This window comes from Gloeomargarita sp., from assembly GCF_053491055.1.
Genome location: NZ_JBRCEP010000014.1, coordinates 1 through 24010 on the forward strand (window position 1 = coordinate 1; position 24010 = coordinate 24010).

Genomic DNA, 24010 nt, shown 5'->3' on the forward strand with positions numbered 1-24010 from the left:
TCGGGTTTAAATCGGGAGAGTATTTCGGTAGATATATCAATTCACACCCAGCGGCTGCCACAACCTTCCGAACGAGTTGGCAACGAGGAAAACTGGCATTATCTAAAACAATTTTCTTCCCTGCGCCAATGGTGGGCAACAACATCTCTGTTAACCAGGCAATCAATACTTGCAAATTACAACTGCCAATCCCAGTAAATGGTGCAACCAATTTCCCTAAATGATAACCACTCATCATGCTGATTCTCTCTCTTTTTTTGCCAGGTCGTTGCCCATATATTCTTTGTCCTTCTCGCCCCCAACCATATTCATAAACATCTCGATTATCCATCCCAGACTGGTCAATATAGACTAAATTCTCGTCCTTTTCCTCTTTCATCATCTTGATAAATTGTTATCGCTCTTCTTCGTTTTGTTCTTCAAGAGTATGTTTTTTTTACGGGTAAAGTTGATTTTTTTCAGGGCTTGACCAATGGTTGTATGACTGACACCGAGAATGGCTCTCATTTCTTTTTGCGTCAACCCTGGATTGGCTTCGACAAATTGGCGAAATCCCTCCCAATCAGTAATCTTAGGACTATGACCTTTTTGATCGTTCTGTTTCGGGCGATAATCACCAGTTTCTGACCACATTTTTAACCATCTTTGTACGGTCCTGATGCTTATACCAAATAACTCACTAACCTCAACTAGTTTTGTCCCCTTTAAGACTGCTGCGACTGCTTTTTGACGCAAATCGTAACTGTATGGTCTTGCCATCGCTTTTCTCCACAATATCTATCCTACCTATAATAAGACGACCTTACCCTGCTTGACTATAAAACAACGGCAGGGCTACTGTTCGCATAAGCGGGACGGCGTCCCTAAGCCTTAGATTTTAGTCAGAGGTAGTTTACCCAAGGGTGCCTCTTTTTTGACTAGAGTTCCAAATCGGGAAAGGTTTGGGCAAATTCTGATAATAAATCGTCCATCTCCTCCAGTGCTTGGGTCACGTCAATCCGCAATGTGCCTAATTCGGGTTGGGAGAGCAATTGCACCAGCACCTCCCGTTTGCTTTGAATGGCCTTGACCTTCTGCTGTAATTGCTGTTTGTCCATAGTACCTCCACAGTCGCCGCCTTCTGCACTGTAGGCAATTTTTCCGGAATTGTCCAGATCACCCCGCCAGCCGTGCCGCCGTCGCCAAAATTGCCTCCCGGTTGGCCAGCAGTTGGGCGCAGGCATCCCAAGTGCCCTGGAGTAGGGCTTGTTGGGCACCCGCAGGCATTGCTACCGACCAACTTTGCTCAGGAGTACGCACCACCAGTGCCGCAATATCCAAGGTCAATTCTTGAGTGGGGTTCGCCGCAATCTGGTCTTGCAACTCCGTCACCACTGCTGCTGTTGCGGTCACCACGGGTAATCCCAAAGCCAAACAATTGCCCGCAAAAATTTCCGCAAAACTTTCCCCAATAATGGCAGCAATCCCCCACCGGCGCAAGGCTTGGGGCGCATGTTCCCGGCTCGAACCACAGCCGAAATTAGCATTGACAACCAAAATGCGAGCGCCTTGATACTGGGGTTGGTCAAAGGGATGGTCGCCCTGCGCTCGGTCGTCGGCAAACACATGGGCACCCAACCCCTCAAAGGTCACACAGCGCAGAAACCGAGCGGGAATGATGCGATCCGTGTCAATATCATTGCCCCGTAGGGGTATGCCGCGTCCCGTAATGCAGGTAATGGGCTGCATGGCCGTCATAGGTGTTCAGGCGGGGGTAGTTTTGTGAGAAATGCGCTGCTATTTACTATAGCACTCCAACGATATCAAAAACTTCCAAAACCCTGCCCTATGGGGGCATTTTTTATTACAATTAGGGCCATGCCTTCCCAAAGGAATGGATGCCATTCCCGACGATAGGCGCTCTAAGTTCTCGGTCGTTCCTTCTCGCCAAGCCCTATCTCATGGGTAGGCGCGCAATGCTTCATCCACCATTGACCCATGCTGCTTCTCCCTAAAGATGAGAAAACAGTTCTCCTGGATTGAGCGTGATGACTTTCTCTAGGTCTAGAGCGGATGATTTAGGGAGGGCAAAAGATGGGTGTTGTGGTTTGAGCTGTCCGAGATACGCCAAACGACAGGATTAAAAATTACGTTAAAAATTAAGAGAAGAATTATTTGCGACTGGGGGGTAGTCCATCCAGCGTGATCAGCCGCTCAATCACCGCCTTGACCACCGGCGCGGCCACCGTCGAACCGAAGGCATTGCCCCCCTGCGGTTCATCTATTACTGCCAAAACCACGTACTCCGGGCGCGGGATTGGAAACAGGGCAACAAAACTGGTAATTTTGCCGCTCCGGTAGCCGCCCACGCCTGCTTTCTGGGCTGTGCCGGTTTTACCCCCCAACCGATAGCCGGGAATCCGTGCCGGTTTGCCCGTGCCCCGTTCCACCACCCGCTCGAGCATCGGGAGCAGCGCATCGCAGGTTGCCTGGGAAAACACCCGCACGCGGGGGGGCTGGTTCAGGGGGGTCAATTCTTTGGTCTGGGGATGCCACAAACCCGCCACCACATGGGGACTCACAAGCCAACCGCCATTGCCAATCGCCGCATACAGTTGCGCCAGTTTCAAGGGGGTGAGCGCCAAACCCTGCCCAAAGGCCGCCGTCGCCGCCTCTACCGGATAATTGACAAATTCCGTTTCCGGTTTCAGGCTGGTGGGGCTGGGAAACGGTAAATCGGTGGTGAGTTCGTCCCCCAATCCCAACCGGCGCAGGGCTTGGTAATAATCCCGCCGAGGCAGTTGCGCCATCAGGTGTACCATCCCCACATTGCTGGATTGCTCCAAAATTTCACTGACACTCAAACTGCCCCCCGCCCCCGCCTGCTCGAAATTGAAGTTTTGGATCGGCCAACCGCCCACAATGATCCGCCCTTCGTCGTAAAACACCTGGTCGGGACGCACCCGCTGACTTTCCAGGGCAATCGCCACATTCACCGGCTTAAAGGTAGAACCAGGTTCGTATAGGTCCGTCACGGCCCAATTTTTGAAGCGCTCCAAGGGAAAACGGTAAAACTCGTTCGGGTCGTAGCTCGGCTCCACCACCAAGGCGCGAATGGCGCCATCGGTGACCCGCAAGACAATCACCGTTCCCCGCTGGGCTTGAAATTTCTGCAGGCTCTGAACTAGGGCTTCCTGGGCACCCCGTTGCAGGCGCACATCCAGGGTCAAACGTAGCTGCCGGGGGTCATCCAGCAACCAACTGGCGGGCATGGTGGTGCTTTGGTAATGCCCCCGCCCATCCCGCTGCAACAGGGCCGGAATTTGAGGTTGCCGGATCAAAGCTTCCTGGCTCAATTCCACCCCCGCCTGCCCCCGATGCTCCCGGTTAACGTAACCTACGACTTCCGCTCCCAGACGCTGCTGGGGATACACCCGCGCAAACCCCGCCACCAATTCCAGTCCATCCAGCCGCAACCCCTCAATCCGCTGCGCGACAGCCGGCAACAACCCCCGCGCCAAGGGAATCCCGCTCGGCGCCCGCTGCAATTCCTGGGTAATCGCCGCCACCGGTCGCTCCAAAATTGGCGCCAACGCCCGGGCAATCTGCGGAATGGGTTGCTTAAACAGGCGGGGATGGGCGTACAGTTCATATACCGGCTGATCCAGCGCCAATACCGTCCCCTGACTGTCCACCACCGTCCGCCGGGGACTTGGCTGGCGAATCAAGGCCTGCTGTTGCGCTGCCGCCTTTGCCCGGAACCAGGCCGCCTGCACCCCCTGCAAATACACCAACCGCGCCGCCAACCCCAGCACCCCCAGACTCAGCCCCGCCCACACCAGCCGCAACCGCCACCGCTGGCGCGCCAAATGCACCCGCACTTGACTGGGACGCAGGGTTGTCGCCACCCCTAGTACCCTCCCAACGGCCACGCCGGTTCCGGGGGCACTGCCACCGGCCGGGGCGAACGCGCAGGCGCTGGCGTCACAAACAAACTCTGGGCAGGTGTTTGCACCACTGTGCCTGCCGGGGAAATCCCCGATTCCACCAAATGCTGTTGCAAGGTCGCCGTCATGGTCAGCAATTCTTGGCGCTGTTGCCGCAACTGAAGCAGATAGCTGTACTGCTTTTGCCATGACAACTCTTCCCACACGGTAGCGGCGTAAAGCAGGAGGGTCGCCCCACTCAGGAGCAATACCATGCCCTGTGTCACCCGATAAAACCGCCGGAGGGTAACCGGGGACTGGACAGGTTTCGGGAAGGGGATGACTCGGTCGGAGTGAGGGCGAACAAGGGACTGGTCGAGCACCTCAGGCGGCACAGGGCGTGCAGGAAAGGCCATGGTTCACTCCTCAAATCATCTCTATCTCTTTTTTGTCGGTGGGAACGGGTGGGGAGGGGTTCATTGCCGATGCCTACCGTGCAACTTGCGTTCCCTACCGGAACCACGCCTCCAGTGTAAGCGATTTATCGAGCTAATGGAAACTACAGCACTGCTGATGGGGATTTGGGATGGTATGGTTGCCGGGGTGGCAAACCCCTGACGGCAGGTAACATACCGGATGGAAAATCTTTTCGTTATGCCTGAGAATGCTTTGTATCATCAAGTGGCGTTGCCAAAAATTGTGAAATTCAAAATTGTGAAATTCGTATTGTCAACTGCTGGTATCTCGCTAAGTAATTAAGTAATAATTAAAGTAATAATTAAGTAATTATTACAAATACGCCAAACATGACGATTATGACAAACATGACGCTACGCTGCTTGCGAGGTGGATGTCGTTGCCGACTATAGGCTTAGGGGTTTCAAATTCGTGATGGTTCCCATCTATTGGTCCATGCAGAACCACTTACAGGCGATTGGGGTTGCGGTAAACCGGCCCAGAGGCTCGCGGTTGGGCTACTGTTCGTGCAAAACAGAACTATCAAAAAGGTCATAGTGCTAAGATTACTGATTGGGAGGGATTTCGCTAATTTGTATAGCTAAGCATACAAAGGTTGACATGCTATGGGTCGCTGGGCGTAGCCCCATATTGGTTTCCCATAGCGAAGTGTGGCGTAGCCATGAATCTTAAGGCGACAATCTTAACCTACCTAGCTATATCACATGGAGCAGATAGAGGAGAAATCCATCCTGCTTCCGAAGTTGGTTGGCGCAGTGTGGCTACTGTACCCCTTAATCCTTTAACAGGCTGTAAGGGGTGGGCGTTACTTCTCCAATGATATGACTTTCTGTGCCCATAGCGGCCAACACCTGTTGCGCCTGTTCCACCTGCCTTGGCGGCACAATGACCACATAACCAATCCCCAAATTAAACGTTTCCCGCATCGCCATTTCACTGACATTTCCCTGCTGGGCTAACCATTGAAAAATCCCCGGCCATTGCCAATTTTGCCATTGAATGTCAATCTGTTGGTGGGCACCCAAACAGCGGGGTAAATTTTCCGGCAATCCTCCCCCGGTGATGTGCGCCATCCCATGAATTTCTATCCCCTGCGCCCGCAGAGCATTCACCGCCGGCACATAAATGGTCGTGGGGGTTAATAAAACTTCACCCAAGGTTTTACCGCCCAATTCCCTAGGGGTTTGCGCCAAAAGTTGCCCCATTTGCGTTGGTTCTGGTGCCAAAGTTTCTAAAATTTTGCGGACTAAACTGTAGCCGTTGCTGTGGACCCCACTGCTGGCCAATCCCACCGCCACATCGCCAATTTGCACCTGGGAACCATCGAGCAGTTCCCGCCGCTCCACCACCCCCACACAAAACCCAGCCAAATCGTACACCCCCGGCGCATAAAACCCCGGCATTTCCGCCGTTTCCCCCCCCAACAGGGCACAGCCGCTTTGCACACAGCCCGCTGCGATGCCCTGCACCACCGTCGTTAAAATTTCCCCATCCAATACCCCGGTTGCAATGTAGTCGAGGAAAAACAGGGGTTTGGCGTTACTCGTTAATACATCGTTGACGCACATCGCTACCAAATCAATGCCGATGGTATCGTGCCGGTTGAGCATGTGCGCCAGTTTCAACTTGGTGCCCACCCCGTCGGTTCCGGCCACCAACACCGGCTCTTGGTACCCCGCAGGCAGTTGGAAATAACCCCCAAAGCCGCCAATGTCCCCCAGCACCCCTGGCATGCGGGTCTGGCCAACCGCCGGACGAATGGCCGCCACAAACGCCCGCGCCGCCGCCAAATTAACCCCCGCTTGTTGGTAGTCCATCATCTAAGCTTGTCCAACGGCAAAGCATCTGGTACAGTCAGGGGAGATTGTAGGCTCCCCGGAGCCTGTTTTTTACTGTGCCACAGAAAGGCCACCGACCGGGATAACACCTGCCTGGGTTGCGCGGCGTTTCCGGTGGCTTTGTATTGACATGGTGAGGAGGACGGATGCAGTACACTCCGCACAGGATGCCTTGGGCGATGGCAACCTTATCGCGATTGGTCGTGGGGACAGCCGTGGTGGTTCCCGGTGTGGCAGCGCGCAGTGAGGTGTTCAAGGTGGGGGAACGCGGCCAAGCGCCCTTGCCCTTGGTGACCGTGCGCCCCCATACCCTGGCAGGCCGACCGGCAGCGACGCTGTTTGTCCGGGATTTGCCGATGCTGACGTTTTTGGGGCACACCTCAGAGATGACGGCGGGGGTGAAGGTGGCGAATGTCCAACGAGAAGGGGACCCCCTGATTCCAGCGACGCAACTGGCAGCGCGGTTGAATTATCTCACCCAGCAACGGTGGGACGCTAAGGAGTTGCAGGTGGTGCAAACTGGCCCCCAGCAGCTTTGGCTACAGTATAAAAATGAGCGGTTGCTCCGGTTTGATGCGCAGGTGACGTTTGAGGGGGTGACCAAGGACCCGGTGCAAAATGCCCTGCAAATTACCAATCGCCTGCGGTTGCGGTTGGGAAATGCCCCCCCGTTAAGGACGGTGTCCGCTTCCGTAGCCCAACAGGTCATGACGGCAGCCGTAGGTTCGGTGCGCTTGGTGGTGCGGGGGTGGGCTTCCTGGTATGGCTCCGGGTTTCAGGGGCAGCGCACGGCCAGCGGGGAACCCTTTAACCCCCAGGCGCTGACGGCGGCGCATCGCACGTTGCCCTTTGGCACCCAGGTACGGGTCACCAATTTACGCAATGGGCAGTCGGTGGTGGTGCGTATCAACGACCGGGGGCCGCACGTGCGCGGACGAGACATTGATATTTCCGCCGGAGCCGCCCGCGCGCTGGGGTTGCTCCCGATGGGCACAGCTCCGGTGCGCCTGGAGGTGCTAGGACCTTAGCGTGCGACTGGTGCGAACGGTGGCGGGGTTGCACACCGCCTTGGCCGACCGGGAGGATGTGGCGCTGGTGCCCACGATGGGTGCCTTACACGCGGGACATGGGGCCTTGATCCAGGCGGCGCGTCAGGAACACCGCACGGTGGTGGTGAGTATTTTTGTCAACCCGCTCCAGTTTGGCCCCCAGGAAGATTTTGCCCGCTATCCCCGCACTTTGGCAGCAGATGTGGCCTTTTGCGAAGCCTTGGGGGTGGATGTGGTGTTTGCCCCGGCGGTATCGGAATTGCTGGGGAATCGGGAAGTAACCCAGGTGGTGCCACCGGTGGACCTGACCCAGACCCTCTGTGCGCCCCATCGGCCAGGGCATTTTACCGGGGTGGCGACGATTGTGACCCTCCTATTGCATTTGGTGCGGCCCCAGGCCTTGTACTTGGGGCAAAAAGACGCCCAGCAGGTGGCCGTGTTGCAACGGGTGATCCGGGATTTGCGGTTGGGGGTGCCCGTGCGGGTGATCCCTACGGTGCGGGAGGCGGACGGGTTGGCCTGCAGTTCCCGCAATCGCTATCTCCAGCCGCACCAACGCCAGCAGGCGGCGGTCATCTACCGGGGCTTGCAGCGGGCCGAACGGCTTTTTCAGCAGGGGGAACGGCAGGCGGCGGTTTTGGTGGCGGCGGTACAGCAGGAATTGGCGCAGGCGTCCGACCTGACCATTCAGTACATTGAACTGGTGGACCCTGAGACGCTACAACCCCTGACCCAGATTGAAACCGCCGGTCTTTTGGCGGTGGCCGTGTGGGTGGGGGAGGTGCGGTTGATTGACAATGTGGTGCTGAAGTGCCGCTTGCCGGTCGTGGCGATTGATGGCCCTGCCGGGGCAGGCAAATCCACCGTGTCCCGATTGGTGGCGCAACGGTTGGGGTTGACCTATTTGGATACGGGGGCGTTGTACCGGGCGGTGACCTGGGCGGTTTTGCGCGCCGGGGTGGCCCTGACCGATGCCGTGGGCGTGGCGGAAATTGCCGCCCAGGCGCAGGTGGAATTGCGGTGGCAGCCGGAGTTGCGGGTGTTTTTAGACGGCGATGATTGTACCGAGGTCATTCGCAGTATGGCCGTGACCCAAGCAGTGGCCCAGGTGGCAGCCCAACCGGCGGTGCGGCAGATTTTGTTGGGCATCCAACGGCAATACGGTCGGCGGGGGGGGATTGTGGTCGAGGGGCGGGATATTGGCACCACGGTGTTTCCCGATGCGGAGTTGAAGATTTTTTTAACGGCCTCGGTGGAGGAGCGGGCGCAGCGGCGGTGGCGGGAACTGCAGCAACAGGGGGTGACCGGGGTGGATGTGGCAACGATTGCTGCGGCCATTCGGGAGCGGGATGCCCAAGACAGCCAGCGGCGGGTTTCTCCCCTGCGCCAGGCTGCCGATGCGGTGGTGATTGATTCGGATGGTCTGGATGTGGCCGGGGTGGTCGAGCGGATTCTGGCGGCTTGGCAGCGCCGGTGTCAGGCGGCAGCGGGGTTATAATAAAAGCGAGGCCACAGGCGCTGGCACCATGCTCGATTTGCTTATTGTTGGCTCGGTTATTCTGGTCGCTGGAGCCTTGGGGTTTCAGGTTGTTGAGCTTTTGCCGCCGGAAGTGCTCGTACCGGTGAACAACCTGGCGGGTTTGCGCTGGGTTATGGCGGGTTTTGCGGCGCTCATTTTGGGTTTGCCGGTGGGTGTGATGCTCCAGGGGGCGTACCGGCGGCTGGAACGGCGGTTGCGGCAATGGCCGATTGAGGTGCTTTTGACCAGGGCGGTGGGCCTGGTGTTGGGTTTGTTGTTGGCTAATTTGCTCCTTGCCCCCTTGTTTGTCCTGCCCATTCCCCTGGGGTTGGGGTGGCTTAAGCCGTTTGCGGCGGTAGTGACCAGCCTGTCTTTGAGTTATGTGGGGATTGCGGCGGCGGATGTGCATGGGCCGGCGCTTTTGCGTTTGCTGAGTCCGAATACGGTGCAACCTATGTTGTTGGCGGAGGGGACGTTGCGCCCGGCGGCCAGTAAGTTGTTGGATAGCAGTGTGATTATTGATGGTCGGATCGAAGCGATTTTGGCCACCCAGTTTTTAGAGGGGCAATTAATTATTCCCCGGTTTGTATTGGCGGAATTGCAAGCGCTGGCGGATAGCAGTAACGACCAACGGCGCAGTCGGGGACGCAAGGGTTTGGAATTGTTAAATCGCTTGCAACAGCATTATCCCCAGCGGTTGGTGATTCATAGTGCGGATTACCCGGATTTGGATACGGTGGATGCCAAGTTGGTGCGTTTGGCGCAGGAACTCAATGCCATGTTACTCACCAACGATTACGGGTTAAATCAGGTGGCTTCCGTGCAAAATGTGACGGTGCTCAATATCAATGAATTGGCGCAGGCGTTGCGGGCGTTGTATCTGCCGGGGGACACTTTAGACCTGAAGATTTTGAAAGAGGGTAAAGAGCCGAGCCAGGGTGTGGGCTACCTGGAAGACGGGACGATGGTGGTGGTCGAGCAGGGGCGAGCGCACATTGGCGATGAACTGCCTGTGGTTGTTACGGGTGCCTTGCAAACTTCTGCAGGGCGGATGATTTTTGCGCGTCCGAAAGCCTCTTTGAAAACCTAGGCGGGCTTCGCCATAGGGAGAAGCTGCCAAGATGCAGATGATACAGGTGGGTGAAAATAGGCTCAGATATTCGCGTTTTTAAGGGGGAAGGGTGATGAAAGCATACCCCCTGGATTTACGGCAAAAGATACGCGATACTGACATTTAAGGAATTAGCAACGTGGTTTCAGGTGAGTCCTTCGTTTGTGCAAAAGATGGTCCATCAGATGCGGTGAGAAGGTTTAATTGCTCCTAAACCCTATCACGGGCGGATTTCACGTTGGCAAGCACAGCACTATGCCGACCTGAAAATCCTTGTCAAAGAGTACCCAGAGGCCACTTTAGCAAAGTCTAAAGAACTTTTTTGAGCAAACAGGAATGGTCACGAGTACACCTACCCTATGCCGCAAGCTGAAGCAATTACAGGGTCGGAATAGGAATCCTAGGGGAGAGAAAAACAACCGTGTTCCCAGGTAAGGTTGGGGGTATTTCCCGTTTGTTATTATCACTATAGCTAAGCATACAAAGATTGACATGCTATGGGTCGCTGGGCGTATCCCCACAATGGCGTAGTCATGAATCTTCAGGCGACAACCTTAACCTACCTAGCTATAGTTATTTCCAAGAAGTTTGCGACATTCGCCTTTACCTATAAACCCTGATAAACCCTGTCCTAGAAGGTGCCTCAAAGTGTTGCATTTTCTTGTGAAACAACTATAACTAACTAATCTGTCGCCGTTTGCCGGAGAAATGGCGTTGTTTCCCGGTGTTTTCTTAGGTTCCAGACTGCGTTTGCGCTAGATTTTCACGGCAGTACCGGTGGCTGTCACCAACAGGAGAACCCCGCCATTGCCAATTTCAATCGAACCGGTACTCAGGCGGATGCCAATGACGCCATTGGCTCCCAATTTCTGCGCCCGCTGTTGGAGTTCCTTGAGGGCTTCCTGTTGACTTTGTTGAAATACCCGTTCGTAGCTGCCGGTACGCCCGCCAATAATATCCCGAATGCCCGCAAAAAAATCACGCAGGGCATTGCTCCCATAGACCACTTCCGCCGTCACAACGCCCAAATACTCTTGGACCGGACGGCCATCGAGGGTATCGGTCGTGCTGAGCAACATCAGCGACGCAAGGAGGGACGGGTTGCAGAAGTGTTGGGGATATTTTACTCGATCACGGTGCCTGTCACCTGGGCTGGTAGCGGGACCAAACAAAGCCAGCATTTCCTGGGTGCGCCCTTATTCCCAAGAGCGCTGGCGTTGCGATGCCATGCTGGATGGTCAACCTGCAACCAAGAAATCCCTGTTTTTTAGAGCAGGACAAGCCGTCATCCCCAGGCCGGGAATCGGGCAGACCAATGGCAATCAGCGGCCACGCAACGCCAAGGCCAAGAGGCGGTCCACCAAATCCGGGTAGGGAATGCCGCTGAGTTCCCACAGTTTGGGATACATACTGATCTGGGTAAAACCGGGCATGGTATTGATTTCATTGACGATCCACTGGCCGTCCGGGGTCAAAAACCAGTCCACTCGCCCCAACCCCGCACATTCCAACACCTGAAATACCCGAATGGAAAGAGCTTGCACCTGGGCCACCTGCGCCGGGGTCAAATCCGCAGGCATTTTCAACACCGCGCCCTGGGCATCCAGATATTTCGCTTCGTAGGAATAAAAATCATGCTGGGGAATAATCTCACCCGGTAGGGATGCCTGGGGGGGGGAACCGTCCAAAATGGCACATTCGATCTCCCGCCCGTGAATCGCCTGTTCCACCAGGGCCTTCGGGTCATAGTGCCAGGCTTTGGTCAGCGCTGGGAGCAGTTCCTCGGCAGTGCGCACCTGGGTTACCCCCACCGAAGACCCCATGTTGGCCGGTTTCACAAATAGTGGTAGCCCCAAGGCCGCCACCACCTCCGTCGCCGCTACCGTCTGGCCCCGCCGGTAACAGCGGTACGGCCCCACCGGCAACCCCGCCTGGGTCAACAGCCGTTTCATCACCTCCTTGTCCATCCCCAGCGCCGAACCCAGCACCCCCGCCCCCACAAACGGCAACCCGGCCAGGGTCAGCAACCCCTGCACCGTGCCATCTTCCCCCCTTGGCCCGTGCAACACGGGAAACACCACATCCAGGGCCAAGGGTTCCCATTGCTGCTGGTGGAATTGCACCAACCCCCGACCCGGCACCACCCCCACCGGCGTTAGGCCTTGAATAAAAGGGGGCAATTGCTCAGGACTGGCCTGCCGCAACCACTCCGGGTCAGCCAACCACCACTGCCCCTGGCGGTCAATCCCAATCGGTACCGGTTCGTAACGCTCCGGTGCCAGGGCCGCCAGGACATTGCGGGCCGACTGTACGGAAATTTCGTGCTCTGCCGACTGGCCGCCAAAGAGCAATCCGACCCGGAGCATGCCCTCAACACCGCACAGCAGGGGGCGGAAACTCCGGGCGCAGGGGATGGGGGTCAATCTTCTCGATGTAGGGGCGCAATTCGTTTAGATCAATGTACCGGTCCGCCGCGTTGCGCAATTCCCGGGCGATCATCCCCTCGGTAGAGACCACCGTAATGTGGGTGTTTTTGGAGCGGAGCAACTCCACCGCCCGGTCAAAGTCCCCGTCGCCGCTAAAGAGCACCACCCGGTTGTACTGCTCGACGGTGTTGAACATATCCACGACGATTTCAATATCCAGGTTGGCCTTTTGAAACGTCCGGTTGGCGTGTTCATCGTAAAACTCCTTGAGGAGTTTCACCCGCACCGTATAACCCAAATTGATCAACGCATCCCGGAACCCCCGTTGGTCGTTATAGTCCTTGATCCCGGTGTACCAAAAGGCATTGACCAACCGCACTTCCGGCTCACGGGTAAAGTAGTCCAACACCCGTTTGGGGTCGAAAAACCAGCCGTTTTTTTGCTGCGCATAAAACATATTGTTTCCATCCACAAAGATGGAAAGATACGCGTGGGGATATGGCATAAATATCTTTCTGCTAGACGTTGAGGTGGATTCTTGTTTATTTTAGCAAGGTTTTACCCCGGCGTTTCCCCTCAGATGCGCGCCGCCCCCGTTACCGCCCCGACGGCTGGTTCAATTCCAACAACCCCGGCGGCAAGGTCAATTCCAGCCGTCCCTGGGCAATGTCCACATAGGGCACCAGTTCCGGCACAAACGGCACCCAATGCACCCGCCCTGTAGGGGTAGTAATCTCCAGCAAATCGTTCCCCGCCGGGATGACCCCCGTCACCTGCCCCAGGGGTTCGCCCTGATGCCAGGCCGTAAGGCCGATCAAATCCGGCACATAAAATTCATCCGGCGCCAACCGGGGACGCTTATCCGCCTCCACCCACAGGGTTGCCCCCCGCAAGGCCGCCGCTTGGTCACAGTGGACCAATTCCGCAAACTGGACAATATACAGCGCTTTGCCGGGCACCAGACGGGAGCGCACCAGGGTCAAGGGGTGATAGTCGGGTTGGTGGGGCAGGGAATACCAGCGCCGCCCCGGCTCGGTAAACCGTTCGGGAAAGTCGCTCAGGCACAACACCTTCACCTCACCCCGCAGCCCGTGGGGGGAGAGAATGCGGCCAATTTCCCTCATGACGGTACCACCACCCCCGGCTGGCTGCGCAACCGTTCTTGCCAATAGAGCAATTTCTGGCGCAGGTCCTCCTTGTGCACCGGTTTGCTCAGGTAATCGTCCATACCGACGGCAAGGCAAAGGTCGCGGTCCTCTTTCATGGCGTTGGCCGTCAGCGCAATCACAATCGGACGTTGGCTCAGACGGCCTTCTTGGACAAGTTCGTGCAAGCGGCGGGTGGCGGCAAACCCATCCAGCACCGGCATTTGACAGTCCATTAGCACCACATCGTAGGTAAAACGCAGGATCATTTCCAGGGCTTCCTGACCATTGGCGGCCACATCGGCAGTAAACCCGAGGCTGGCCAACTGTTTCAACGCCACTTTTTGGTTTACCGGATTGTCTTCGGCCAACAGCACCCGCAGCGGCGAAGGGTTGGCCAGCACCGGCACCGCGGGAACAGGTGTCGGGTCTGCCACGATGGTACCTGCCAAAACATTCATGATCGTATCGAGCAGGCGAGACGCCTTTACCGGTTTGACCAAATGGGCGGCAAAGCCGATTTCTAGGGCTTGTTTGGCTTCTTCCCGCAAATGGCTGGATGTGAGCATGATCAAGGGCACCTGCGCCAGTTGGGGGTCCTGTTTGACCTGCCGTCCCAGGGTCAGCCCGTCCATTTCCGGCATATTCATATCCACGAGAACCACCGCGTAGTCCTGCTGACGCATTTTTGCCAACGCCTCGGCTGCCGAAGCGGCCTCTTCCACCTGCAACCCCCAGCGGCAGGCCTGGTAGCGCACCACCTTGCGGTTGATGGGATGGTCGTCCACCACCAACAGGGATTTCCCGGCAATGGGCTGCACCAGGGACGCCGGGGGCGTCTCTGGGGACGGGGCAGCCTGGGTTGCAGGCAAGGGCAAGCTAAAGAAAAACCGGGAACCCTGACCAGGGGTGCTCTCCAGGTGGATGTCCCCGCCCATGAGATTCACCAGTTGTTTGCAAATCGCCAACCCCAGGCCCGTGCCGCCATATTTGCGGGTGGTGGAGACATCCGCCTGGGTAAAGGGGCGAAACAGGCGGGCCTGCACCTCCGGGGGAATGCCAATTCCCGTATCACTGACGGAAAATTCCACCCACGGCGGCTGCGCCCCCGGCTGCACCCGGATCACCACCTCCCCGCGCTCTGTAAATTTGACCGCGTTGCTGACTAGGTTGATCAACACCTGCCGCAAGCGGGTGGCATCCCCCCGCACCCAACTGGGCGTCTGTGGGTTGACCAACGCCGCAATTTCCAACCCTTTGATGTGGGCTTGGGGAGCCAGCAGTTCCACCACCTCTTCGACCACCGTCAGAATTTCAAAATCCAATTCTTCCAACTGCACCTGCCCTGCTTCCAGCTTGGATAAATCCAAAATTTCGTTGATCAACGTCAACAGGGTATCGCCGCTGGTGCGAATTGTATTGACAAAATCCCGTTGTTCCGGGGTCAAAGGGGTCTCCAGCAGCAACCCCGTCATCCCCAAGACCGCATTCATGGGCGTGCGAATTTCGTGGCTCATATTCGCCAAAAAGGCGCTCTTGATGCGGGAGGATTCCTCTGCCGCTTTCCGCGCCTGGTCCAATTCCTGAATCAAATAGGCCTGGGTCAACGCCACCCCCACCTGGTCAGCCAGTTGGGTGAGCAGGTCTTGCTCAAAACTGCTCCAAACCCGCGCCGTTTGACATTGGTGACACACCAACAGCCCCCACAACTCTGCCTTCCACATCAGGGGCACCACCAGTTGGGCCTGTACGCCCAATTCCCGCCAAAGCGCCGCCTGTTCTGGGGTAAGCGTCAACTCGCCCACATTGTCCACCACCAGCGGTTGCCCCTGCCGACACCAGGCCAGTTCCGTGTGGATGGCGCGATGCCACACTGCTGCCTGTTCGGCCAAACTGGGCACGCCGGGGAAGCAGGCTTCCGCCACCACCTGCCCGCTTCCCTCTGGGGTGAGTTGATAAATAAACGTGCGGTCAGCTTGGATGATTTTTTGCACCTCCTGGACGGTGGTGGTCAAAATCACCGGCAAATCCAAACTCTGGCGGATTTTCAGAGTAATTTCGCTAAAAATTTGCACCCGGCGGTTTTGCCGTGCCAGTTCTGCTTCTGCCCGTTTGCGCTCGGTTACATCCCGAAAAATGCCGCGGGTGGCTACCGGTTGCCCCTGTTCGTCGTAGGAACAGTTGGTACTCCCTTCCAACAGCAAGGTTTCGCCGGTGCGGGTGCGCAATTTGACTTCCACAAAAGGCAGGCTGCCGGTAGTCAACAGGGTTTGGAACTTTTGCTGACACTGCTCACGCGAGTCAGGGTGGACCACATCCCAGAGCGTTAAATTTTTAATCTCTTCATCTGTGTACCCCAAGGCCCGTTTCCAGGCGCGATTGACATAGACAAACCGCCCCTGCATATCCACGCTTTGGATCAGGTCATGGGCATTTTCAAACAAATCCCGATAGCGGGCTTCGCTGGCCATCAGGGCACTGCGCGCCTGGTGTTGCTCGGTGATGTCAATGCCGGTGGCAATGACGTACTCGCTCTCCTGCTGGTGATCGGTCAGCAGGGTATGCACCCAACGGATGCGCCGCCGTTCCCCGGTGCGGGTCAGCCAGTGGTGTTCTTGCAGGCCAACCGCCTTCCCCTGCGCGATTTGCGCAAAGCACTCCCGCATATGGGCTTGCTCTTCCTCAGGCACCAGGATTTCCCAAAAAGGCTGCTGCTTTACCTCCGCCAAGGTGTAGCCGCTGAGGGTCTCGCAAAAGCGGTTCCAACGCACGATCCGCCCATCCCCATCCAAAGCCAGAATCAGGGCTTGGGTGGTCTGGAAAATTGCCTCAGTAAAACTGGCTTCCTGGTTGGCCGTCTGCTGGGCAGTCTGCCGGGCTTGAATTTGCCGCACCACCACCAGCGCCGTGGCCAACATAATCAAAATGTTATTGACCAAACCGAAAATAAAAATTCCCTGCGCCTGCCGGCTAAAGCGGGTGAGGTTTTCCAGCCGCTCCCGCAACAGAAATTGCTCCGTCTGTTTCATCAGGTCCAACTGATTGCGGAGGCTATGCTCCAAACCCCGATTCTCCTGGGAAGCCAAGGCTTTGATACCCGCCTTTTGCCCCTGTTGTTGATAAATCCGAATATTCTGGTCAAGATACAGCAGTTTATTGGTCAACAAGGTGTTTAGCCGTTCCCAGCGCTTTAGCTGCTCCGGGTTGTCCTGGACGAACCGCCGCAGTTCATCGAGTGCCAACCGCAATTCCGTGCGCGCCACCTCGTAGGGGTGTAAATAGGTAGGATTGCCTGTGAGTAAATACCCCCGGTGTTGGGCGTTGAGGGTGGCAAGTTTGGCTTCCACCTGGGTCAACTGGTTGAGGACCTCGCTGGTATGGCGCACCCAGGCTTCGGAACGCTGTTGTGCCCGCAAACTTTGATAAAATGCGGCACTGCCCACCACCAAAACCGCCGTTGCCGCCGTGAATCCTAGCAACGTATTCCGCACCAGGGGGGCAGGGTTTTTTTTGACCGGGGACATAAACCAGTAAATGAATCCTCTGTACCAGTCTAGTGCCTCGACCGTTTAATCTGGAGAGTAGGGCTTAGTTTTTACTTTGTGTCAATTCCGTGCTGCTTATCAATCCCCTGCCTTACCCGACGGCCATCTTCGGCGCTGCCCTGGTGCTGGTGGTGGGGGTGCGGGTATTCTGGTTGCCCCGGTGGCTGATGCTCGTGGTGGCGCTGGCCGGGAGTTACCTGTTGTACCAGCGGGAACGCCAACGGTTCCCCCTGGCTGACCCGGCTTTGTCCAGGGAAATTCGGGAACTGCGGCAACAGGTGGCCTTTTTGGTGCAGGCGGCGCGGTTGCTGGTGGACGCCCCGGATTTGGATTTGCTGGTGGCGGTGCAGGAAGTCTGCCAGCAGGTGCAAAACCTGCCGCAAGCGGTGGAGCAGCGGGTACAGCAGTTGTACCAAACCGACTACGATGCGGTGCTGTCGGTTGCCGATTTGGAAAAACAACTGGCGCAGGTACGCAGGCAAAAACAGGGGGTTGGGCAGTTGGCCGGGGCACAACTGGACCAGTTGGCAGCTACCTTGGTGCGCAACCTCGCCTACGCCCAGATGGGACCGGATACCCGTATCGCCCAAATCACCGCCCTAGTGACCCTGGTGCCAAACACCGCTGGCATTCTGCAACAACTGCAAAACCAACTGCGCACCTTTGACATCCAAAACCAAGAACAATTGCACCAATTGCATCACCTGAACGAAACCTTGCAGGGCTTTGAACAACAGATGACCATGCTCGTCAGTTGGCCTTGAGCGAAAGCACCGATGGATTTGATGCGCTCTGTGCCCCTGGGGTTGTACCTGGAATCGCCCCAAACCTGGCTGCATCGCCTGGATGCGCGGGTGAAATTGGGCTGGCTGATGGCCTTGCTGTTGACCCCTATTCTGGCCAACCCCCAATGGCGGGTGCTGCTGGTGGGTTTGCTGCTGGGGTTAACCTCCATCTCTGGCCTCCCCCGGCGGGTTTGGGGCAAACAAGTGCTGGGCTTGGGAGTTTTTTCCCTGCTGTTGCTAATAATCATCGCCGTAACCCCCGATGGCCTACCGGTGACCAGCCAACCCCACTTGCCCGCCGATGACGCTCCTGCCACCTCCTACCGTTACCTTCTCTGGCAATGGCACTGGTTGACCGTCACCCAACGCTCCTGGCAATTGGCGGTCCGGGTGAGCAGTTTGTTTTTTACCCTGGTCTATGCCACCCATCTCTTTCTGCTGACGACCCCCAGTGAAGCCATTGCCGCGGCCATGACCTGGTATTTACACCCCCTAAAACGCTGGGGCTGTCCGGTGGGCGACCTCAGTTTATGTTTAACCTTGGCGTTGCGATTTATTCCCCTGGTGCTGGAGGAGGTGCAAAATCTGGTGCGTTCGGTGCAAATGCGGGGGATTCGCTGGTCCAAGTTAAAGCTGCGGCAGGTGGTGCGCCTGTGGTTGTTGGTGGGGGAACGGCTGCTATTTAACCTTTTTTTGCGCGCCGAACAGGTGGCGACGGCGATGGTGGTGCGGGGGTATCAGCCGGGGCAAATGCCGCCGTTGCACTGGTATCCCTCCCGTTGGCGGTGGGGCGATAGCCTGGCCGTGGTGGGGTTGGCGGGTTTGTGTGCGTTGCGCCTGGCCTATGGCGGGGACTGACTGGGTTTGGGCGGATTTCCCGCTTGCTGGACGCACCGGCAGCGACCTGTTTCGCCGCCTGGCCTGGGAAGCACCCCTGGCCGCCCTGCTGGAAAGCCCCCCCGGCAGCGGTGGACGCTATTCCCTCTGTGCCGCTGGCAGTCGTTGGGTCACGCCCCCCTTGGCCGAACTCTTACCTTGGATGCGCCAACATCTGGTTCCCCAACCGGATGACGCTGCCAACGCCCAGCAGGGCCTCCCCTTTAGCGGGGGGTGGTGGGGCTGGCTGGCCTACGAAGCCGTCTGGGCCTGGGAACGCCTGCCCCCTTTGACTCCAGACCCCCTCCCTTTTCCCGTCGCCTTGTGGTTTCAGCCCGACTGGTGCGCCATTGCCGACCACCCCCAGGACCGCCTTTTCCTGGGAGCCAGCAATCATAACCTCCTGCAACAATTAATCCCAAAACTCCATCATCCTGCCCCAGAACCCTGCCCTGCCCCAGCGCCCCTTGCCCCCGTCCAGTGGCAACTTTCCCCCCAAGAATACCAACAGCGGGTGCAGCAGGTGCAAAAACACATCCAAGCGGGGGACATTTTCCAGGCCAATCTCTCGGTGCGCTTTGGCGTGCCTACTGCCATCCACCCCTGGCGCGTGTACCAAAATTTGACCCGGTTGAACCCCTCCCCCTTTGCCTGCTACTGGCAAACTCCCTGGGGTCAGGTCGTTAGCTGTTCCCCAGAACGTTTGGTTTTCGTAGAGGACAAATACATCGAAACCCGACCGATTGCCGGCACGCGCCCGCGTGGCCCCACCCCCCAGGCCGACCAAAGGCTTGCCCAGGAATTGCGCCAACATCCCAAGGAACAGGCCGAACACATTATGTTGGTGGACCTAGAGCGCAACGATTTGGGGCGGGTTTGCCGGTGGGGTTCCGTGCAGGTGCCCGAACTGTTGACCCTGGAATTTTATAGCCATGTCATGCACCTGGTCAGTCGCATCACCGGCACTTTGCGCCCCGAATGCACGCCGACCGATGTCCTGAAAGCCGTTTTCCCAGGGGGCACCATCACCGGCTGTCCCAAAGTGCGTTGTATGGAAATTTTACATACATTAGAACCCCAGCCCCGCAACTTGTTTTACGGTTCTTGCGGCTATTGGAGTCGGCACGGGCGCATGGATTGGAACATCTTGATTCGTACTTTGCTTTTTCCTAAAGGGGCAGGCATCGCCTGGGGGCAAGTAGGCGCCGGAATTGTCAGCGACAGCGACCCGGAGCGGGAGTGGTGGGAGACCCAGCACAAGGCCCAGGCCCAATTCCTGGCTTTAGGTGCGGTAGGTCACCAACAATCCTAGCACTTTCTCGTAAAATAAGATATGATACGCCATGTTAGTTACTCCCTGTGGAATGTTGGCTCTAGTCGTGGAGGCTAGAGCTTTTTACTGGGTAAAGAACAGGGGAAGATAAACGGATTTCTGCTCTGACCGTCATTGCCAAAACTACGAGATGTCGTTTCGTTAGTCATGCGCGTAGGTTGTAACCAGTAGAGGAGGGATGGTGAGTGTCACAGAAAAGGGAAAAATGCTGCTTCCCAGGTCTGAACCACTCAACAATACTTATCCTTTGATTTCAACCGCAAATGGATGGATTTCGCGGCGATTGTATGTGGGAGCTTGACGCAATTGTACTATGTGCTGTATATTCACAGCAAGTGCGGGAGCGGGGGTGAAATAGGGGTAAGAACTCCTCACGGGTCATAGGTAACATTTTTTATTCCCGGTAGCAACATCCTTGTTTTAGCACAAGGGGTGGGTTTAGAGCAAATTCAGACGAAACGGCGGGTAGCGGTTCTGGATGGGGTTAACGGGTTGGGGCTGGCCAAAGCCATCAGTGCTCTTTTGCCAAATCGCCTGGTACAAAAACCTACATTCTGATTGAACGGAGTCGTATCAACCGGATTTTCACGGTAGAACACCCGTGAACATGACGGTTGATGGGATGAGGCAGAAGGTGATAAGAATGGGAGAACGGCTGGTTCTCTTTGCGGATGACGGCGGTGTGGCCAAGGAGGATTGGTATAGTAAGATGCACCCTACCCTTGACAGTCAGAAGGAGAATTAATGGACCCCCAACGCTATTTGACCCTTCTCAAAAAGAGCCTACTCAACGAAATCTATCTGGAAAACGAACTGCGTCTGCTCTACATCTTTAGCCGGTTGGCGGCGCAACAGCCGGTAGATGCCGCAGTGGTGCGCGAGGTTCGGCAACGCCTGCCCCAGGAGTTTACCCGGATCAAGCAAGCGCGGCAGGAGGGCAGGCCCTGGTGGAACGCCCAGATCAAGCGACCGGACGGTACAGTGGGGGTGATCAACCTGCGGAATGTGTGCGAGTTTTCCCACACCATGATTGGCCGCAAACGCCTGGATAACATCGAATGGTGCCTCGACCGCATTCGCGAGGAACAGATTCCTGGTGACCTGGTGGAAACCGGGGTGTGGCGCGGCGGGGCCTGTATTTTCATGCGGGGCTATCTGGAAGCCTATGGGCTACCGGAGCGGCGGGTGTGGGTGTGCGACAGCTTTGAGGGATTGCCGACGCCCACCCAGCCAGAGGATGCCGGTTACGACTTCAGCAAGGCAAAGTTCCCCATTCTGGCGGTGTCGCTAGAGGAGGTGCAGGAAAATTTCCGGCGCTACGACCTGTTGGACAACCGGGTGGTCTTTGTCAAAGGGTGGTTTCGGGACACGTTGCCCCAATTGCCAGTAGAACGCATTGCCCTGTTGCGCCTCGATGGCGACCTGTATGAGTCCACCATGGATGCGCTCAATGCCCTTTATGACAAGGTGGTTCCCGGCGGTTACATCATTGTGGATGACTATGGGGATTTTGAGCCGTGCCGTCGGGCAATTCATGAGTTTCGGGAGGCCCGCAGCATCAGTGACCCCATCGAGCGCATTGACTGGGCGGGGGCGTTTTGGCGCAAAGGGGGGCAGTCCCAGCCGGTCCGCAGTTTTGCCACGGCGCTGTGTCCGAAAAACCTGCATGAGATTCAAGCCGCCACCCATCGCTACACCTGGCGGGAGGTGGGGTTGTGGAAAAATCCCTTCGATTTTGCCAATTACTGGCGGTTGGTGTGGCAGTTCCAGCCGCGCACGGTGATGGAAATTGGTTCTAAGTTCGGCGGCAGTGCCCTGTGGTTGGCGGAAATGATGGCACTTTATGGCATTGACGGGCAGGTAATTTCGGTGGACATTACCCCACCGGAGGGTGTCACCCATCCTAGGGTCACGTTCCTGCAGGGGGATGCTGGGAATCTGGCACCGACTTTGACCCCGGAGCGTTTGACGGCCTTGCCGCACCCGTGGTTGGTCATTGACGATGCGAGCCATGTCGCTTCCCACTGCCTGGCCGCCATCAGTTATCTGGATCAATTTATGCAAGCGGGGGATGTTTTGGTAGTGGAAGATGGCATTGTGAGCGACTTGGGCATCGCCGCACAGTATGAGGGCGGCCCCAATGTGGCAGTACAACGGTTTATCCGCGAACGGCCTGGGCAGTACCGCCTGCTCACGGAGTATTGCGACTTTTGGGGGCAAAACGTCACTTGGAATCCCAACGGCTACTGGCTCAAGCTGTGACAGGACGGCGCCAGGCGTCACGGTATGCTAGAAACGGGGGCAACCGCTTTGACCAAGGGGATAAATTCTCAATCTGCAAGCAGGGAGCTAATGGGCCGGAAGAAACCTAAACCAACCAAACCCAAAGCGGCGCAAAGGAAACCTCTGCCTGCCACCGCCGAGGGACTGCAACAGGCGATGGCGCGCAAAGATAGGGCCAGCCTCAGAACCCTGGCCGATGCCTTCCACCGTGCCCATCAGACTGAACTGGCACTGCAAGCCCTGGATGCCCTCGAAGCGCTGGGGGACCAAGACCCCATCGTTACCAAGAAGCGGGCGCAGATTTTCATCAGGTATGGTGAGGCGAAAAAGGCGATTGCACCTTTGCAACGGTTCCTGGAAACTGCACCGGAGGATATGCAGGCCAAGGGTTTGCTGGCCGAGGCGCTTTATCTCTCTGGCAACAAGGAAGCGGCGGTCGAGCTACTACGTGAGGTCGTAGCCCACTGTCCTGACGACGACAAAGCCAAGGAAAATTTGGCGGCCTGGCTCGAGCAGACAGGGAGGCGGGAAGAGGCTGAGCAACTTTTGGCCGCACTGATTGCCAAAGCACCTGACCGCCTGTTGTGTCGGCTCCAATGGCCCCGCGTCGCCTTAGAGCGTATTCCCAGCAACGAAGCGATGCACCAGGCGATGCTCGGGCGTTTCTTCGACCATGTGGCGCAGGTCAAGGCGTGGGCTACCAGTCTATCCGCAACCCAACGTCAGGCACTGCCATCCCCTTTTCAACCTGGCCCCTTTGCTTTGGCTTACTACCCCGGCGACATTACCCCTTACCTGCGCGCCTGGGGGGAAATGATGGCCACCCTCTACCCACCCACGCCAGTCCCCCATCCACCTGCACGGGAACGGGTGCGGTTGGTGCTTTTCTCCCGCCAACTCTATCGCCAGTCGGTGTGGATGATTCTCCTGCGTACCCTGATTGCAAAATTGGATACCCGCTTTTTCGAGCTGGTGGTCATGAGCCAAGTCACTGCGGAAGATGACCAGACCGCTTGGCTCAAGGAACGCTGTGCCCGCTACTACGGTATGCGCCCCGGTGGTTGGGAAGACCTGCTGCAACAGGAGGCGCCCGATGTGCTGTTCCTGCCCGATACGGCTATGAATGATGTCAGTGTTGGGGTGGCGGCCCGTCGTTTTGCCCCGTTGCAGGTGACCACGTGGGGTCATCCGGTCAGTTCAGGACTCCAGACGGTGGACCTCTATTTCAGCGGCGCAGACTTGGAACCCCCGGATGCGGCTTCCCACTACATCGAACGCCTGGTACGCCTGCCTGGCACGGGTGCCTGCACCTCCTACCTAGAGGTGGTGTCTGCCCCGCTACCAGAAACCCTGACCGACCTCTTTGCCGACAACCGTCCGGTGGCCCTGGTGCCTTGCGTGGCCTTCAAGCTCGTCCCCGCCGATGACTCCCTGTGGGTGCGCCTGGCCCAGACCTACCCCACCCTCAAGCTCCTGTTTTTCCGCCAAAGTGATTTCGGCAGAATGGGCACAGCACCGCTCGAACGCATCAGGACAGCACTGACGGCGGCGGGTGTGGACGTGGCCCAGCAGATGTTTGTCCTGGAGTTTCAACCTTTCCAGGTCTTTGCTACCCTTCTCTCACGGGCTACCCTCTACCTGGATGTGCCCAGCTTTTCCGGCTACACCACCGCCTGGCAGGGGGTCTTTGCAGGCATCCCGATTGTCACGCTCAAGGG

At 57.1% G+C, this 24010-nt stretch carries 20 protein-coding genes and 1 pseudogene; 9 read left to right on the forward strand and 12 right to left on the reverse strand.

Going from position 1 to position 24010, the window contains the following annotated elements; translation table 11 throughout:
* From ACWISF_RS01160 to purM, 7 genes are all read right to left on the reverse strand, one after another.
* The coding region (locus ACWISF_RS01160) for an IS630 family transposase (RefSeq protein ID WP_448379765.1) at window positions 1-382 on the reverse strand (382 nt) is incomplete at its 3' end.
* Window positions 379-759 (reverse strand): helix-turn-helix domain-containing protein, encoded by a 381-nt coding sequence (locus ACWISF_RS01165; protein WP_448379766.1) that lies wholly within the window; start codon window positions 757-759, stop codon window positions 379-381. The genes ACWISF_RS01165 and ACWISF_RS01160, both read right to left, overlap by 4 nt.
* Before the next feature lie 158 nt (window positions 760-917).
* Window positions 918-1097: a hypothetical protein gene (locus tag ACWISF_RS01170; protein ID WP_448379767.1), complete on the reverse strand. Its 180-nt coding sequence runs from the start codon at window positions 1095-1097 to the stop codon at window positions 918-920.
* 58 nt (window positions 1098-1155) lie between these two features.
* Window positions 1156-1728 (reverse strand): 3-isopropylmalate dehydratase small subunit, encoded by a 573-nt coding sequence (gene leuD / locus ACWISF_RS01175; protein WP_448379782.1) that lies wholly within the window; start codon window positions 1726-1728, stop codon window positions 1156-1158.
* Window positions 1729-2150: 422 nt separating this feature from the next.
* Window positions 2151-3887, reverse strand: coding sequence for a peptidoglycan D,D-transpeptidase FtsI family protein (locus ACWISF_RS01180; RefSeq protein ID WP_448379768.1), 1737 nt, complete (start codon window positions 3885-3887; stop codon window positions 2151-2153).
* A gap of 2 nt (window positions 3888-3889) precedes the next feature.
* Window positions 3890-4321, reverse strand: a complete 432-nt coding sequence (locus tag ACWISF_RS01185; protein ID WP_448379769.1) for a hypothetical protein — start codon at window positions 4319-4321, stop codon at window positions 3890-3892.
* Window positions 4322-5155: 834 nt separating this feature from the next.
* Window positions 5156-6199: a phosphoribosylformylglycinamidine cyclo-ligase gene (gene purM, locus ACWISF_RS01190; RefSeq protein ID WP_448379783.1), complete on the reverse strand. Its 1044-nt coding sequence runs from the start codon at window positions 6197-6199 to the stop codon at window positions 5156-5158.
* Window positions 6200-6399: 200 nt separating this feature from the next.
* On the opposite strand from purM, the gene ACWISF_RS01195 reads away from it, so the two are divergent.
* Genes ACWISF_RS01195 through ACWISF_RS01205 form a run of 3 tightly spaced genes read left to right on the forward strand, consistent with a single transcriptional unit; the run spans window position 6400 to window position 9878 of the window.
* Entirely contained in the window at window positions 6400-7248 is an 849-nt protein-coding gene (locus tag ACWISF_RS01195) for a septal ring lytic transglycosylase RlpA family protein (RefSeq protein WP_448379770.1), read from the forward strand.
* Window position 7249: 1 nt separating this feature from the next.
* Window positions 7250-8767 (forward strand): bifunctional pantoate--beta-alanine ligase/(d)CMP kinase, encoded by a 1518-nt coding sequence (locus ACWISF_RS01200; protein ID WP_448379771.1) that lies wholly within the window; start codon window positions 7250-7252, stop codon window positions 8765-8767.
* 28 nt (window positions 8768-8795) lie between these two features.
* Window positions 8796-9878, forward strand: coding sequence for a PIN domain-containing protein (locus tag ACWISF_RS01205; protein WP_448379772.1), 1083 nt, complete (start codon window positions 8796-8798; stop codon window positions 9876-9878).
* Window positions 9879-10654: 776 nt separating this feature from the next.
* On the opposite strand, the gene ACWISF_RS01210 is transcribed toward ACWISF_RS01205, so the two are convergent.
* From ACWISF_RS01210 to ACWISF_RS01230, 5 genes are all read right to left on the reverse strand, one after another.
* A complete protein-coding gene (locus tag ACWISF_RS01210; protein WP_448379773.1) occupies window positions 10655-10978 on the reverse strand; it encodes a YbjQ family protein in 324 nt (107 codons plus the stop codon).
* A 243-nt stretch (window positions 10979-11221) separates the two neighbouring features.
* On the reverse strand, window positions 11222-12265 hold the full coding sequence (locus ACWISF_RS01215; protein WP_448379774.1) for a D-alanine--D-alanine ligase family protein: 1044 nt from the start codon (window positions 12263-12265) through the stop codon (window positions 11222-11224).
* Window positions 12266-12269: 4 nt separating this feature from the next.
* On the reverse strand, window positions 12270-12830 hold the full coding sequence (locus ACWISF_RS01220) for a LabA-like NYN domain-containing protein (RefSeq protein WP_448379775.1): 561 nt from the start codon (window positions 12828-12830) through the stop codon (window positions 12270-12272).
* A 91-nt stretch (window positions 12831-12921) separates the two neighbouring features.
* Entirely contained in the window at window positions 12922-13449 is a 528-nt protein-coding gene (gene rimM / locus ACWISF_RS01225; RefSeq protein WP_448379776.1) for a ribosome maturation factor RimM, read from the reverse strand.
* A complete protein-coding gene (locus ACWISF_RS01230; protein WP_448379777.1) occupies window positions 13446-16994 on the reverse strand; it encodes a PAS domain S-box protein in 3549 nt (1182 codons plus the stop codon). The genes rimM and ACWISF_RS01230 overlap by 4 nt, the downstream gene beginning before the upstream one ends.
* 89 nt (window positions 16995-17083) lie before the next feature.
* Between ACWISF_RS01230 and ACWISF_RS01235 the strand changes: the two genes are divergently transcribed.
* From ACWISF_RS01235 to ACWISF_RS01260, 6 genes and pseudogenes are all read left to right on the forward strand, one after another.
* The gene (locus ACWISF_RS01235; protein WP_448379778.1) at window positions 17084-17779 is read left to right on the forward strand and encodes a hypothetical protein; all 696 of its coding nucleotides are present in this window, start codon (window positions 17084-17086) and stop codon (window positions 17777-17779) included.
* 12 nt (window positions 17780-17791) lie between these two features.
* A complete protein-coding gene (locus tag ACWISF_RS01240; protein WP_448379779.1) occupies window positions 17792-18658 on the forward strand; it encodes an energy-coupling factor transporter transmembrane component T family protein in 867 nt (288 codons plus the stop codon).
* The gene (locus tag ACWISF_RS01245; RefSeq protein ID WP_448379780.1) at window positions 18645-19988 is read left to right on the forward strand and encodes an anthranilate synthase component I; all 1344 of its coding nucleotides are present in this window, start codon (window positions 18645-18647) and stop codon (window positions 19986-19988) included. The genes ACWISF_RS01240 and ACWISF_RS01245 overlap by 14 nt, the downstream gene beginning before the upstream one ends.
* Before the next feature lie 765 nt (window positions 19989-20753).
* Window positions 20754-21620: pseudogene (locus ACWISF_RS01250) on the forward strand (TylF/MycF family methyltransferase); the annotation flags it as partial.
* A 60-nt stretch (window positions 21621-21680) separates the two neighbouring features.
* Window positions 21681-22271 (forward strand): CmcI family methyltransferase, encoded by a 591-nt coding sequence (locus ACWISF_RS01255; RefSeq protein ID WP_448379784.1) that lies wholly within the window; start codon window positions 21681-21683, stop codon window positions 22269-22271.
* 90 nt (window positions 22272-22361) lie between these two features.
* Window positions 22362-24010, forward strand: a 1649-nt coding sequence (locus ACWISF_RS01260; RefSeq protein ID WP_448379781.1) for a tetratricopeptide repeat protein, incomplete at its 3' end; no start/stop codon positions are given.

What these genes read in the sequence shown, in the direction of transcription:
- ACWISF_RS01240 (WP_448379779.1), top strand. Translation starts at nt 17,792, where the DNA reads ATGGATTTGATGCGCTCTGTGCCCCTGGGGTTGTACCTGGAATCGCCC.
- ACWISF_RS01195 (WP_448379770.1), top strand. Translation starts at nt 6,400, where the DNA reads ATGGCAACCTTATCGCGATTGGTCGTGGGGACAGCCGTGGTGGTTCCC.
- ACWISF_RS01220 (WP_448379775.1), bottom strand. Translation starts at nt 12,830, where the DNA reads ATGCCATATCCCCACGCGTATCTTTCCATCTTTGTGGATGGAAACAAT.
- ACWISF_RS01205 (WP_448379772.1), top strand. Translation starts at nt 8,796, where the DNA reads ATGCTCGATTTGCTTATTGTTGGCTCGGTTATTCTGGTCGCTGGAGCC.
- rimM (WP_448379776.1), bottom strand. Translation starts at nt 13,449, where the DNA reads ATGAGGGAAATTGGCCGCATTCTCTCCCCCCACGGGCTGCGGGGTGAG.
- leuD (WP_448379782.1), bottom strand. Translation starts at nt 1,728, where the DNA reads ATGCAGCCCATTACCTGCATTACGGGACGCGGCATACCCCTACGGGGC.
- ACWISF_RS01165 (WP_448379766.1), bottom strand. Translation starts at nt 759, where the DNA reads ATGGCAAGACCATACAGTTACGATTTGCGTCAAAAAGCAGTCGCAGCA.
- ACWISF_RS01245 (WP_448379780.1), top strand. Translation starts at nt 18,645, where the DNA reads ATGGCGGGGACTGACTGGGTTTGGGCGGATTTCCCGCTTGCTGGACGC.
- ACWISF_RS01210 (WP_448379773.1), bottom strand. Translation starts at nt 10,978, where the DNA reads ATGTTGCTCAGCACGACCGATACCCTCGATGGCCGTCCGGTCCAAGAG.
- purM (WP_448379783.1), bottom strand. Translation starts at nt 6,199, where the DNA reads ATGGACTACCAACAAGCGGGGGTTAATTTGGCGGCGGCGCGGGCGTTT.
- ACWISF_RS01230 (WP_448379777.1), bottom strand. Translation starts at nt 16,994, where the DNA reads ATGTCCCCGGTCAAAAAAAACCCTGCCCCCCTGGTGCGGAATACGTTG.
- ACWISF_RS01185 (WP_448379769.1), bottom strand. Translation starts at nt 4,321, where the DNA reads ATGGCCTTTCCTGCACGCCCTGTGCCGCCTGAGGTGCTCGACCAGTCC.
- ACWISF_RS01170 (WP_448379767.1), bottom strand. Translation starts at nt 1,097, where the DNA reads ATGGACAAACAGCAATTACAGCAGAAGGTCAAGGCCATTCAAAGCAAA.
- ACWISF_RS01215 (WP_448379774.1), bottom strand. Translation starts at nt 12,265, where the DNA reads ATGCTCCGGGTCGGATTGCTCTTTGGCGGCCAGTCGGCAGAGCACGAA.